We start from the raw sequence: 12,804 nt of genomic DNA on the forward strand, positions 1-12,804 counted from the left end.
AGAGAACCTGGCTCGACCGCTGGAAAACCCAAGGCGTCATGAAGCATCTCGCTTTAGACCGGGAACAGGAACGCTAACCTGTTGATTTTCAGGGAAAAAATGGTGAGCGCGCAGGGATTCGAACCCTGGACCTACTGATTAAAAGTCAGTTGCTCTACCGGCTGAGCTACGCGCTCCCGCGGGCTCAGGATGCCGCCCTCGAAATTGCGCGGAACATAGGGAGAGTGTCTCGAACGGTCAACCGGAAAAAGAGGCCTCGCGAGCCGGACTTTTCGCGGTCTGCTGACGCCTCGCAAACCGTCTCGACAAGACCGGAGTGGCTGTCTCGCACAAAAGCCGAGACGCATTACGAATCAGCAGCTTGCTATTCTTCGCGGAACAATTGCGCAACCTGCCCGTTTTTATCGCTACAAGGGACGACGCTATCAAGGAGAAGGCCATGAACAGGATCATGTCGGGCTTGCTGGCGACCGTGCTGTCAGCATCATTCGCTGTAGCGCAGATCGTGCCCGTCAACGCCCAGCCCATCTACGTGCCGCTGGGTCAGAACGTCTCGTCGGATGTCCAGACAGTTCAGGATGAACGGTGGAGGTGGAGGAACCGGGATTTCTCGCGTCGCGATTTACGTCGCGATTTCTCTCGCCGTGATTTCCGTCGCGATTTTTCTCGCCGCGAGTTCCGTCGCGATTTCTCCCGCCGCGATTTTTCCCGCCGCGATTTTCGTCGTTTCGCCGGTAACGACGATTTCAGGTATTATCGCGGCTATCGCGGCTATCGCTATTATCGTCCTAGCTATCGTCGCTACAACGACTACTGGTTCCCGCTGGCGGCCTTCGCTACCGGCGCGCTGATCACCGGCGCGATCATCAACAACCAGAGCCGCCGCATCTATCGCGGCGATGCCCACGTGGAGTGGTGCTACAGCCGCTACAGATCTTACCGGGCCTACGACAACACGTTTAAGCCTTACTACGGCCCCCGCCGGCAGTGCATCTCGCCCTATTGATAAGCCAAGGGCAGAGTTGAATAAACCTTGTTGAAAAGCCTGCGCCGGCAACGGCGCAGGCTTTTCTTTTCGGAGCGCGAATCTACAGCGTGCTCAGTGTCCGTCGCACAGCATGGCGCCAACCCGCCAGCTTTGCGGAACGGACCGATGCATCCATGTCCGGTCGAAACCGTCGCTCCAGCGCCCAGCTCCTGGCGAATTCCCTTGTCTTCGGCCAGACGCCGGCCTTCGAGCCGGCCAGCCATGCCGCGCCGAGCGCCGTCGTCTCCAGGATGGTCGGGCGGTCGACCGGCGCATCGAGGATGTCGGCAAGCCGCTGCATCGTCCAGTCCGACGCCACCATGCCGCCATCGACCCTGAGAACGGTCTTCGCTGACGCGCTCTTCCAGTCCCTGCGCATCGCATCGAGCAGGTCGCGCGTCTGGAACGCGACCGATTCGAGTGCGGCACGGGCAAATTCCGCCGGGCCCGAATTGCGGGTCAGCCCGAAGATGGCGCCGCGCGCCTCGGCGTCCCAGTGCGGCGCGCCAAGCCCGACGAAAGCCGGCACCAGGTAGACTTGTTGGGTCGGGTCGGCGCTCGCCGCCAGCACGCCGCTCTGCTCGGCCTTGCCGATCACCTTGATGCCGTCGCGCAGCCATTGCACGGCAGCACCTGCGATGAAGATCGACCCTTCCAGCGCATAGGTGGTCTTGCCGTTCAGCCTGTAGGCAATGGTCGTCAACAGACGGTTCTTCGAGCGCACCAGATCGCTGCCGGTGTTGAGCAGCGCGAAGCAGCCGGTGCCATAGGTCGATTTCATCATGCCCGGCTCGAAACAGGCCTGGCCGATGGTCGCCGCGTGCTGGTCGCCAGCCACACCGAGGATCTTTATCTCTGCGCCGAACAGGCTTTTCTCTGTGATTCCATAGTCGTCGGCGCAATCCTTCACCTGCGGCAGCATTCTTGCCGGTATACCAAGAATGGCTAGGAGCTCGTCGTCCCAGGCATTTTTTTCGATGTTGTAGACCAGCGTGCGCGAGGCGTTGGTGGCGTCGGTAGCGTGAACCTTGCCGCCGGTCAGCCGCCAGATCAGAAAGCTGTCGATGGTGCCGGCCAGCAATTCGCCGTTCTCGGCACGATTTCTGGCGCCCTTCACCTTGTCCAGCATCCAGGCGATCTTGGTGCCGGAGAAATAGGGATCGAGCAGCAGGCCGGTCTTCCTGGTGAACTTCTTCTCCAACCCCTGCTTCTTCAATTTCTGGCACAGCGGCGCGGTGCGGCGGTCCTGCCAGACAATCGCGTTATGGATCGGCCTGCCGGTCGCCCTGTCCCAGATGACGACGGTCTCGCGCTGGTTGGTGATTCCGATGGCCGCGATATCGGCGGCCTTTCGCCCGGCAGCAGCCAAGGCTGCCTTGCAGGTCGAAATGACCGTGTCCCAGATTTCCTCTGGATCGTGCTCGACCCAGCCGGAGGCCGGATAGTGCTGGGCAAACTCCTTTTGTCCGCTGCCCACGAGCTTCATGGATCCATCGAACACGATGGCGCGGCTGGACGTGGTGCCCTGGTCGATCGACAAGATGTATCCGGTCATGCTGTCTACCCCTCAGTTACAACGAAGGGAGACGGCTCGCGCCGCCTCCCTGTGGTCTCTTTCCGCTTTGGCGGTTCGGCAAGCCTACTGGGTGGTCCAGCGCTTGATCAGTTCCTCATAGACGATGGTCTCGCCTTTCGGCTTCTCGTTCTCGAGTTTGGCCTTAGGACCGTTCGGCTTGCCCAACCATTCGGTCGGATCTTTCGGCTCGTTGAGTCGCGGACCACAGCCGCCATAGACCTTAGCGGACTCGTCGGCGGCCTGCATGCGGGCCATCGTGATGTCCATTTCCTCAGCGAGGCGGTCCATCGCCTGCTGCGGCGTGAACGCCCCGGAGTTCACGTCGCCGATCTGCTGCCACCAGATCTGGGCGAGCTTCGGGTAGTCGGGCACGTTGATGCCGGTCGGCGACCAGGCGACCCGGTCTGGAGAGCGGTAGAACTCCACCCAGCCGCCGAGTTTGGGCGCACGGTCGGTAAACGACTGATGCCGAATGTCGGAATCGCGGATCAGAGTGAGCCCGACATGGGACTTCTTCAAAGACACGGTCTTAGACACGACGAACTGCGCATAAAGCCAGGCGGCCTTGGCACGATCGGCCGGGGTCGATTTCAGGATCGTCCAAGAGCCCACGTCCTGATAGCCGATCTTCTGCCCTTCCTTCCAGTACGGGCCGTGCGGCGACGGGGCCATGCGCCACAACAAATTGCCCTCATCATCGACCGTGTTGTTGCCTTCCGACTTGGGCTTCACCATGTCGGCGAGGAAAGCCGTGTACCAAAAGATCTGCTGGGCCACGTTGCCTTGGCTCAGCGCGGGCAGCGACTGGTAGAAATCGTAGCTCGCTGCTCCGGGAGGCGCAAAGTTGCGCAGCCACTCATCCCACTTTGCGATGGCATAGACCGACGCCGGACCATTCGCCTCGCCACCGCGCGAAACGCTCGCGCCGACCGGATTGCAGGTGCCCGCCTCCATGCGAATGCCCCATTCGTCGATCGGGATGCCATTCGGCTCGCCGGGGCTGCCAGTGCCGGCCATGGACAGCCACGCGTCAGTCATGCGCCAACCGAGATCGGGTGCGCGCTTGCCGTAGTCCATGTGTCCGAAGACCTGCACGCCGTCGATTTCCTTCACGTCCTTGGAGAAGAATTCGGCGATATCCTCGTAGGCGGACCAGTTCACCGGGACGCCGAGATCGTAGCCATACTTGGCCTTAAACTTTTCCTTGAGTTCCGGCTTGTCGAACCAGTCCTTGCGGAACCAGTAGAGGTTGGCGAACTGCTGGTCCGGGAGCTGGTAGAGCTTGCCGTCCGGGCCGGTCGTGAACTTGATGCCAATGAAGTCTTCGAGATCGAGCGTCGGAAGGGTGACATCCTTGCCTTCGCCGGCCATGAAATCGGTGAGATTCACGGCAAGCTGCAGCCGCGAATGAGTGCCGATCAGGTCGCTGTCGTTGACATAAGCGTCATAAAGGTTGCGGTTGGTCTGCATCTGTGTCTGCACCGCCTGGACGACTTCGCCCTCGCCGAGGATCTGGTGGTTGACCTTGATGCCGGTGATCGCCTCGAACGCCTTGGTGAGCACGGTCGATTCATAGGTGTGTGTCGGGATACCTTCCGACAGCACGTTGACCTCCATGCCGGCGAAGGGTTTCGCGGCATCGACAAACCATTGCATTTCGGCTTCCTGAGCCGAGCGATCGAGGGTCGAAAGGCCATTGATTTCCGTGTCAAGGAATGTCTTGGCTTCGTCCATGCCTGCGTAGGCCTGACTGGCCCCGAGCAGCAGGACTAGTGCCGTTGTCGATGTTAGTAGGTGACGTCGCATGAGGTTCCTCCCATTTCGGTTTCAAGTGCGATCGGAGCGGTCGTTGCGCGGCCGCTCCAACAGTTTCTCCCCCTAGACGAATCGAAAAACGCCGATGGCGTAGACGATCGAGAGGGCGAGTGCCCACCACAAGTTGGGTCCGACAAGACCCAGCCAAGCGAGATGGATGTAGGCGCTGCCTAGCAGCGAAATGAACAGTCGGTCGCCACGCGTCGTGTCGAGGCCGAGAATGCCATGGCGCGGCGCTCCGCCAGGACTGGCCCACTCCCACACGGTCATCCCGACCAGAAGAAGCAGGATCACGCCGAAGAAGGTGGCGGTCTGCCAAGTCCAGGCCATCCATGACAGATCCATCGTCTTTACTCCTTCGCTGCGCCGCCGCTAGACGCGGCCGAGCGCAAACCCCTTGGCGATATAGTTCCGGACGAACCAGATGACGATCGCGCCCGGCACGATGGTGAGCACGCCGGCGGCCGCCAGCAATCCGAGTTCGTAGCCCGATGTGCTCGCCGTCCGGGTCATCACGGCGGCGATCGGCTTCGCGGCGACAGACGTCAGCGTCTTGGCGAGCAAAAGCTCGACCCAAGAGAACATGAAGCAGAAGAACGCCGTGACACCGATGCCGGAAGCGATCAGCGGCATGAATATCTTCACGAAGAACCGCGGCCAGGAATAGCCGTCTATGAAGGCCGTCTCGTCGATCTCCTTCGGCACGCCGGACATGAAGCCTTCGAGAATCCACACTGCGAGCGGTATGTTGAACAGGCAGTGCGCCAGCGCAACGGCCCATGGCGTGTCGAAGAGATTGATGGCCGAGTAGAGCTGGTAAAACGGCAGCGCGAAAACCGCCGGCGGCGCCATGCGGTTGGTCAGCAGCCAGAAGAACAGGTGCTTGTCCCCAAGGAAGCGGTAGCGCGAGAAGGCATAGGCAGCGGGCAGCGCCACGCTGACCGAAATCGCAGTGTTGATAAATACATAGCTGATGGAGCTGATGTAGCCATTGTACCAAACGGGGTTGGTGAGGATCTCGACATAGCTGGCCACCGTGAAACTGCGGGGCCACAATGAAAAGCCGCCGAGGATTTCGTTCGTCGTCTTGAACGACATGTTGAGCAGCCAGTAGATCGGCAGCATCAGAAAGATGATGTAGACCGTCGGCACGAGCCAAAGGAAGCGCGCCTCCCGGCCGCGTCCGCTCATTACGCTCGCCGACTGGAGACCCGCCGCATTCGACGCCGGTGGCGGCGTTGTCTGTTCTCGCATCAAAACGTCGCCCCTTTTATCCCCAAGGCCTTCCTTCACTGATGTCATCTCAGCCCTCCGCTTCGGATTGGGTCATCAGGGTGTAGAAGAGCCACGACACCAGCAGCGTCATCAGGAAGTAGATGATGCTCATGGCCGCCGCGATTCCGAGGTTGAATTCGCCGAGCGCTGCCTTGACAAGATCGATCGACAGGAAGGTCGTGGCATTGCCCGGTCCCCCGCCTGTCAGTACGAACGGTTCAGTGTAGACCATGAAGGAATCCATGAACCGCAGCAGCATGGCAATGGTCAGCACGCGCTTCATCTTGGGCAGCTGGATAAAGCGGAACACCGACCAACGTGATGCACCGTCAATCTTTGCAGCCTGATAGTAGGCGTCGGGGATCGAGACGAGGCCTGCATAGGCAAGCAGCACCACCAGCGAGGTCCAATGCCATACGTCCATCAGGACGACGGTGAACCACGCCGCCAGCGGCTGGCTGGTAAAATTGTAGCTGATGCCCATCGCGTTGATAACATAGCCGAGCAGCCCGATGTCCGGCAGCGCAAAGATGTTCCACATGGCGCCGACGACGTTCCATGGGATCAGCAACGGCAGCGACATCAACACCAGGCAGACCGCGACCCATGGGCCGGAACGCGGCATGGCAAGCGCCACCGCCACGCCTAGCGGCACCTCGATCAGCAGGATTAACCCGGTGAAGGCGAACTGGCGCAGGAGCGATGCGTGGAAGCGCGGCGAATTAAGCACTTCCTGGAACCACTTAACGCCTTCAAAGAAGAACAGGTTGTTTCCGAACGTCTCCTGAACTGAATAGTTGACCACCGTCATCAGCGGGATGATTGCGTTGAACGCCACCAGCACCAGCACCGGCAGCACCATGAACCATGCCTTGTTGTTCCAGGTCTTATCCATGGAGTTCAGCCTCCCATCTCGACGCGCCAGGAATCGGCATAGATATTGATGCCGGCCGGGTCGAAAGCGATCTTCGGATCGGCGGGAATGTCCTCGTCCTCGCTGATAATCGCCGCGATGTCGCGGCCTTCGAAACTGGCGCGCACCACCTTGTGGCGGCCGATATCCTCGACCTTGCGGATTGAAACCGGCATGCCGCTGGCGCCAAGCCTGACATATTCGGGGCGGATGCCGAGTTCGATCGCACCGGTGATCCCGGCCTTGGGCGCGCCCGGCAATTCGATCGTCTGGCTGCCGAGCCGCGCGCTCCTGCCTTCGACCGCGACCGGCATGACGTTCATGCCCGGCGAACCGATGAAATAGCCGACGAATGTATGCTTGGGGCGCTCGAACAGTTCGGCTGGAGAGCCGATCTGCACGATCTCGCCTTCATACATGACGACGACGTTTTCGGCGAAGGTGAGTGCCTCGGTCTGGTCGTGCGTGACATAGACCATGGTGAAGCCGAAGCGCCTGTGCAGCTGCTTCAACTGCGAACGCAGCACCCATTTCATATGCGGGTCGATGACGGTCAGCGGCTCGTCGAACAGGATCGCGTTGACATCGGAGCGCACCAGCCCGCGTCCGAGCGAGATCTTCTGCTTCTGGTCGGCGGTCAGCCCCCTCGCCTTTCGCTTGGCCATGTCGGCCAGACCGGTCATGTCAAGGGTTTCACGCACCTTGCGGTCGACGTCGGGTTCCGCAACGCCGCGGTTGCGCAGCGGGAAGGCCAGATTGTCGTAGACGGTCATGGTGTCGTAGATGACCGGAAACTGGAACACCTGAGCTATGTTGCGCTCCTGCGTCGACAGATTGGTGACGTCCTTGCCGTCGAACAGAAGCTCGCCGTGCGACGGATACAACAGGCCGGAAATGATGTTGAGCAGCGTGGTCTTGCCGCAGCCCGACGGCCCCAGCAGCGCATAGGCGCCGCCGTCCTCGAAGGCGTGATGCACCTCCTTCAGCGCATAGTCCTTGTCCGACTTCGGATGCGGCCCGTAGGCGTGGCGGATGTGATTGCAGTCGATGCGCGCCATGTGCCCTCCTCCTCAAGCCGCCAGCATCTGTGGCGGCGCGGCCGAGCGGCCGTTCGCGTCGAACACCATGATGTGCCGCGGGTCGATGAACACCTCGATGGTCTGGTCCGGCTCGAACACCAGGATGCCGTGCTCAAGCATGACCCAGCGGACATCGGCGAAATCGAGATGCACGAAACTTTCAGAACCGGTGATCTCGGTGACCGAGACCTTGGCTCTCACCGCCACCGCCGACGGGCTCGGCCGGGCAAGGGAGAGATGGTGGGGCTGGAAGCCGATCGTGTAACTCGTATCGGCAATACCGACGAGTTCAGCCGGCACCGGGAGGCTCACCCCACCTTCAAGAAGGAAGCTCGAACCGCTCTTCTTCAGCACGATCGTGTTGAGCGGCGGATCGGCGAACGTCCTGGCCGTGACGAGGTCGTTCGGCCTGCGGAAGACGTCGATCGTCGGGCCGAACTGGGTGATGCGGCCTTCGGAAAGCGTCGCCGTGTTGCCGCCGAGCAGCAAGGCTTCGTGCGGCTCGGTCGTGGCGTAGACGAAGATGGTGCCGGTCGCCGCGAAGATCTTCGGCAATTCCGCGCGCAGCTCCTCGCGCAGCTTGTAGTCGAGGTTGGCGAGTGGCTCGTCGAGCAGCACGAGGCTGGCGTTCTTGACGATGGCGCGGGCCAGCGCGGTGCGCTGCTGCTGGCCGCCGGAGAGGCTGAGCGGCGTGCGGTCTAGAAAGGGCGTCAGCTTGAGAAGGGCTGCGGCATTGCGCACCTCCTTGTCGATCTTTGCCCGCTCGGCACCGGCCACCCTCAGCGGCGAGGCGATATTCTCGTAAACGGTCATCGCCGGATAGTTGATGAACTGCTGGTAGACCATGGCGACGTTGCGCTTCTGCACCGGAATGCCAGTGACATCCTTGCCATCGAACCAGACCGAGCCGGATGTCGGCACGTCAAGGCCGGCCATCAGCCGCATCAGGCTGGTCTTGCCGGAAAGCGTCGGCCCGAGCAGGACGTTGAGCGAGCCGTGCTGAAGCGTCAGCGAGACGTCGCGTATATGCTCCGTCGCCCCGACCGTCTTCGTCACGTTTCTCAGTTCCAGCATGATGCCTCCTCCCAGGCTTTCTGCATGACTATTCGGCAGCCGCGACATGGCGCCGGCTTATCCCGCGCATGAATTCGTCGAGCGCTGCCGCCTGCTCGCGGCTCAGTTGCAGGCCGCGCTTTGTCCTGCGCCACAATACATCTTCGGCCGTCATCGCCCATTCATTTTGAACGAGGTAGCGTACCTCGGCCTCGTAGAGATCGGCGCCAAAGTTGCGGCCAAGGTCGGCATTCGACCTGGCGAGGCCCAGCAGCATCCTTGCGCGAGTCCCGTAAAGCCGGGTCAGGCGCCGCGCCAGACGCGCATCGAGGAACGGATAGGCCGTTTTCAGTTTCGCCACTTCGGCGTCGAAGCCGCGCGCCGGGAAATCGCCGCCCGGCAGCGGCGCGTTTGCCGTCCACGGCTTGCCGCGCTTGCCGAGAAAACCCTCGATTTTCTCGAGCATCGATTCCGACAGCCGGCGATAGGTGGTGATCTTGCCGCCGAAGGTGTTGACGATCGGCGCCGTGCCTTCGCCGCCGTCGGTCTTCAGCACATAATCGCGGGTCGCTTCCTGCGCCTTCGAGGCGCCGTCGTCATAAAGCGGGCGCACGGCGGAATAGGTCCAGACGATGTCCGAACGCTTGACCGGTTGCGCGAAATATTCGCTCGCCGCAGCACAGAGGTAATCGATCTCGGCATCGCTGATCTTCACGTCGCGCGGGTCGCCGGAAAAGTCCTGGTCGGTGGTGCCGATCAGCGTGAACTCTTCCTCGTAGGGGATGGCAAAGATGATGCGGCCATCCTTGTTCTGAAAGAAATAGGCGCGCGGATCGTCGAATTTATTGCTGATGACGATATGGCTGCCCTGTACCAGCCGGACATTGTGCACGTCGTTCAACCCGACCGTAGCCGACAGCACGTGGTCGACCCATGGGCCGGCGGCGTTGACCAAAAGCCGCGCCTTGACCTCCTCGGTGTCGCCGGTCTGCGTGTTTTGCAGCCTGACCGTCCAGAACTCGCCTTCACGGCGTGCGTCGACGACTTTCGTGCGGGTTCGTATCGTTGCGCCGCGATCGGCGGCGTCGCGGGCGTTCAACGCCACCAGCCGCGCATCGTTGACCCAGCCGTCGGAATATTCGAAGGCCCTGCGAAACAACGGCTTCAGCGGCTTGCCGGCTGGGTCGTTTGCCATGTCCAGCGTCCTGGTCGCCGGCAGCAATTTGCGCCCGCCAATGTGGTCGTAGAGGAAAAGGCCGAGCCTGATCAGCCAGGCCGGGCGCAGGCCCTTGGCATAGGGCAGCACGAAGCGCATCGGCCAGATGATGTGCGGCGCGTTCTTCCAAAGGATCTCGCGCTCCATCAGCGCCTCGCGCACCAGGCGGAACTCATAGAACTCCAGATAGCGCAAGCCGCCATGGATCAGTTTGGTCGAGCCCGAGGACGTGCCGCTGGCCAGATCGTTCATCTCGGCAAGAAACACCGAGAAGCCGCGCCCAACCGCATCGCGGGCAATGCCGCAGCCGTTGATACCGCCACCGATGACGAAGATGTCATGGATCGGGGATGCGCTCACAAAAAGTCCTCCCGGATTTCGCATTGCAGCATTCTTAGGTTTTTACGAAACCGTGTCGGGATTATTTCGAAATAGGAACGAATGTCAAACGAAATATAAAGAGCAGGAGTTGCCGCAACGGCACCATCAACGGCACCATCTAGGGGAGCGAGGTTTCGATCAGCTGAACCTCTGCTTCCTGGCAGATCTTGCGCACCGACGGGATATCGCAGCGATCGGTGATGAAAGTGTTGACCTGCGACAGGTGGCCGATGCGAACCGGCGCCGTCCGCTCGAACTTGGTCTGGTCGGAAACGAGGATGACATGCCGGGCATTGGCGATGATCGCCTGCGCCACCTTCACCTCGCGAAAATCGAAATCGAGCAACGCACCGTCATGGTCGATCGCCGAGGCGCCGATCACCGCGTAGTCGACTTTGAACTGCCTGATGAAATCGACCGCCGCTTCGCCGACCACACCGCCGTCGGAACCCCGCACGACGCCGCCGGCAATAACAACTTCGATGGAAGGATATATGCGCATCCTGTTGGCAACATTGATATTATTGGTGATGACCATCAGGCCGGTATGATCGAGAAGCGCCTTGCTGACCGACTCCGTCGTGGTGCCGATATTGATGAACAGCGAGGCGTTGTCCGGGATCAGCCTGGCTGCGGCGCGGCCGATCGCCTCCTTCTCGTCGGCGGCGATCTTGCGCCTCGCCTCATATTCCATGTTTTCGATGCCGGACGGGAACAGCGCCCCGCCATGGATACGGGAAAGCAGGCGCTGGTCGCACAGATCGTTGAGGTCCTTGCGGATGGTCTGCGGCGTCACGTTGAAATGCGTTGCCAGATCCTCGACCAGCACGCGGCCATTGTCCTTGGCCATCTGGATGATCTCGGAATGACGCGGCGACAGATACATTGGGGATCTCCCGTTTTCGTTTTCCTTGTCTATAGCGAAAAACGAAAGCGGTGAAAAGGCATGGGGGCGGCTAACGAAAAATGCGTGCGTCCAAAGACAAACCTCCACGCAACTTCGCCGACCAATTCAGGCCAGCCGGCGGGAGATTTCGGTGATGACCCCGAATGCGGTGTCGACATCCGCCGCCGTCGTCTCGAACTGGCCGACCTGAAAGCGGATCGCGACCTGCCCGTCCACCCGTGTCTGCGTCAGGTAGATGCGGCCATCGTCGTTGATCGCGTTGACCAGCCGCAGGTTGTGTTCGTCCGAATCGGTGCCGGCCGCCCGATGCCGGAACGAGAACAGCGACAGCATCGGCTCCGAGGCGATCTCGAAATCCGGTTCCCTGGCCAGCCGCTCGGCCAGCCCTTCGCTCCAGGCGACATGGTTGCGGATCATGGTCCGCAGACTTTCCAGCCCGTGGGCGCGCAGCAGGAACCAGAGTTTCAGTGCGCGAAAGCGACGCCCGAGCGGCACCGACCATTCGGAATAGTTGATGATGCCGTCGCGCCCATGCGTCTCCAAGTAGTCCGGTTTGATGGCCAGCGTCCGCACCAGGTCTTCCGGCCGGCGGATGAACTGCACCGAGCAGTCGAACTGCGCGCCCAGCCATTTGTGCGGGTTGAAGACGATGGAATCCGCCTGCTCCACGCCCGCCCAGAAATGCCGGTATTCCGGACATATCATCGCCGATCCGGCCCAGGCGGCATCGACATGCAGATAGAGGCCGTGCCGTTTCGCCACCGCGGCGACGCCGGCGATATCATCGGTGCCGCCGGTGCTGGTGCCGCCGACGCAGGCGATAATGCCGGCCGGCAGCATGCCCGCCTGCCGGTCGGCAACGACAGCCGCTTCGAGAGCTGCGACATCCATGGCGCGAAAGCGGCCGGCAACCGGAATACGCACGAGATTGTCCTCGCCGACGCCCGACACCCAGATCGCCCGGTCGATGGAGGTGTGGACCTGATCGGAAGAATAGACGCGCAATATCGGCTGGCCTTGCAGGCCCTTCTTGTTGCCCTGCCAGTCGAGCGCGCGCTCGCGCATGGTCAGCACGGCGGCGAGCGTCGCCGACGATGCCGAATCCTGCATGACGCCGGAAAACCCTTCCGGCAGGCCAAGCGCCTGACGCATCCAGTCGACGACGCGCGTCTCGAGTTCGGTCGCTGCCGGCGAAGTTTGCCAGAGCATGCATTGCGCGGCCATAACCGAGACCAGATATTCGGCCACCACCGAGACCGGTGCGGCATTGGCCGGGAAATAGGCGAAGAAGCGCGGATGCTGCCAATGCGTCATGCCGGGCAGGATTTTGCGCTCGAAGTCGGCGAAGATTGCCTGCATCGTTTCGCCATGTTCCGGCGGCGAGACTTCGATGCTTCTGGAGATTTCGCCCGGCTCGACGAGCGGCCGCACCGGCCTTTCGCGAAGTGTGCTCCTGTAGTCGGCACCCCATTCGGCCGCGCGCAGCGACCATTCCCGGAATTCGTTGCTATTCATCTTGCTCTCCGTCGCATCGGGCCCAGCGATCAAAGAGCACGAAACAC

The 12,804-nt window shown here is 61.3% G+C and carries 11 protein-coding genes and 1 tRNA gene; 1 reads left to right on the forward strand and 11 read right to left on the reverse strand.

The window, feature by feature from the left end; genetic code table 11:
- Nucleotides 1-100: 100 nt before the first annotated feature.
- Nucleotides 101-176, reverse strand: a tRNA-Lys gene (locus AC0L2Z_RS10160).
- Nucleotides 177-439: 263 nt separating this feature from the next.
- On the opposite strand from AC0L2Z_RS10160, the gene AC0L2Z_RS10165 reads away from it, so the two are divergent.
- Nucleotides 440-1,006 carry a BA14K family protein gene (locus AC0L2Z_RS10165; protein ID WP_473627765.1) on the forward strand — a complete coding sequence of 189 codons (567 nt, stop codon included), beginning with the start codon at nt 440-442 and terminating at the stop codon, nt 1,004-1,006.
- Between the two features lie 82 nt (nt 1,007-1,088).
- Here the strand turns inward: AC0L2Z_RS10165 and glpK are convergent, their stop codons facing one another.
- From glpK to AC0L2Z_RS10215, 10 genes are all read right to left on the reverse strand, one after another.
- Entirely contained in the window at nt 1,089-2,582 is a 1,494-nt protein-coding gene (gene glpK, locus AC0L2Z_RS10170) for a glycerol kinase GlpK (protein ID WP_473627767.1), read from the reverse strand.
- 84 nt (nt 2,583-2,666) lie between these two features.
- A complete protein-coding gene (locus tag AC0L2Z_RS10175; RefSeq protein WP_027151938.1) occupies nt 2,667-4,409 on the reverse strand; it encodes an ABC transporter substrate-binding protein in 1,743 nt (580 codons plus the stop codon).
- A gap of 72 nt (nt 4,410-4,481) precedes the next feature.
- A complete protein-coding gene (locus AC0L2Z_RS10180) occupies nt 4,482-4,763 on the reverse strand; it encodes a DUF2160 domain-containing protein (RefSeq protein ID WP_027151937.1) in 282 nt (93 codons plus the stop codon).
- 27 nt (nt 4,764-4,790) lie between these two features.
- Nucleotides 4,791-5,609 (reverse strand): carbohydrate ABC transporter permease, encoded by an 819-nt coding sequence (locus AC0L2Z_RS10185; protein ID WP_065007668.1) that lies wholly within the window; start codon nt 5,607-5,609, stop codon nt 4,791-4,793.
- A gap of 112 nt (nt 5,610-5,721) precedes the next feature.
- Complete coding sequence (locus AC0L2Z_RS10190; RefSeq protein ID WP_027151935.1) at nt 5,722-6,588, reverse strand: carbohydrate ABC transporter permease; 867 nt, start codon at nt 6,586-6,588, stop codon at nt 5,722-5,724.
- A gap of 5 nt (nt 6,589-6,593) precedes the next feature.
- Nucleotides 6,594-7,664, reverse strand: coding sequence for an ABC transporter ATP-binding protein (locus AC0L2Z_RS10195; protein ID WP_473627770.1), 1,071 nt, complete (start codon nt 7,662-7,664; stop codon nt 6,594-6,596).
- 12 nt (nt 7,665-7,676) lie between these two features.
- Nucleotides 7,677-8,759 carry an ABC transporter ATP-binding protein gene (locus tag AC0L2Z_RS10200; protein ID WP_287342970.1) on the reverse strand — a complete coding sequence of 361 codons (1,083 nt, stop codon included), beginning with the start codon at nt 8,757-8,759 and terminating at the stop codon, nt 7,677-7,679.
- Between the two features lie 28 nt (nt 8,760-8,787).
- On the reverse strand, nt 8,788-10,314 hold the full coding sequence (gene glpD / locus AC0L2Z_RS10205) for a glycerol-3-phosphate dehydrogenase (RefSeq protein WP_473627772.1): 1,527 nt from the start codon (nt 10,312-10,314) through the stop codon (nt 8,788-8,790).
- A 139-nt stretch (nt 10,315-10,453) separates the two neighbouring features.
- A complete protein-coding gene (locus tag AC0L2Z_RS10210; RefSeq protein ID WP_473627774.1) occupies nt 10,454-11,221 on the reverse strand; it encodes a DeoR/GlpR family DNA-binding transcription regulator in 768 nt (255 codons plus the stop codon).
- Between the two features lie 126 nt (nt 11,222-11,347).
- Entirely contained in the window at nt 11,348-12,757 is a 1,410-nt protein-coding gene (locus tag AC0L2Z_RS10215; RefSeq protein WP_473627775.1) for a pyridoxal phosphate-dependent decarboxylase family protein, read from the reverse strand.
- Between the last annotated feature and the right edge of the window lie 47 nt (nt 12,758-12,804).

The sequence above is a fragment of the Mesorhizobium sp. WSM4850 genome, assembly GCF_055811735.1.

Excerpts from the sequence above, each read along its gene's own strand:
- AC0L2Z_RS10165 (WP_473627765.1), top strand. The coding sequence starts at position 440 with ATGAACAGGATCATGTCGGGCTTGCTGGCGACCGTGCTGTCAGCATCA.
- glpK (WP_473627767.1), bottom strand. The coding sequence starts at position 2,582 with ATGACCGGATACATCTTGTCGATCGACCAGGGCACCACGTCCAGCCGC.
- AC0L2Z_RS10175 (WP_027151938.1), bottom strand. The coding sequence starts at position 4,409 with ATGCGACGTCACCTACTAACATCGACAACGGCACTAGTCCTGCTGCTC.
- AC0L2Z_RS10180 (WP_027151937.1), bottom strand. The coding sequence starts at position 4,763 with ATGGATCTGTCATGGATGGCCTGGACTTGGCAGACCGCCACCTTCTTC.
- AC0L2Z_RS10185 (WP_065007668.1), bottom strand. The coding sequence starts at position 5,609 with ATGAGCGGACGCGGCCGGGAGGCGCGCTTCCTTTGGCTCGTGCCGACG.
- AC0L2Z_RS10190 (WP_027151935.1), bottom strand. The coding sequence starts at position 6,588 with ATGGATAAGACCTGGAACAACAAGGCATGGTTCATGGTGCTGCCGGTG.
- AC0L2Z_RS10195 (WP_473627770.1), bottom strand. The coding sequence starts at position 7,664 with ATGGCGCGCATCGACTGCAATCACATCCGCCACGCCTACGGGCCGCAT.
- AC0L2Z_RS10200 (WP_287342970.1), bottom strand. The coding sequence starts at position 8,759 with ATGCTGGAACTGAGAAACGTGACGAAGACGGTCGGGGCGACGGAGCAT.
- AC0L2Z_RS10210 (WP_473627774.1), bottom strand. The coding sequence starts at position 11,221 with ATGTATCTGTCGCCGCGTCATTCCGAGATCATCCAGATGGCCAAGGAC.
- AC0L2Z_RS10215 (WP_473627775.1), bottom strand. The coding sequence starts at position 12,757 with ATGAATAGCAACGAATTCCGGGAATGGTCGCTGCGCGCGGCCGAATGG.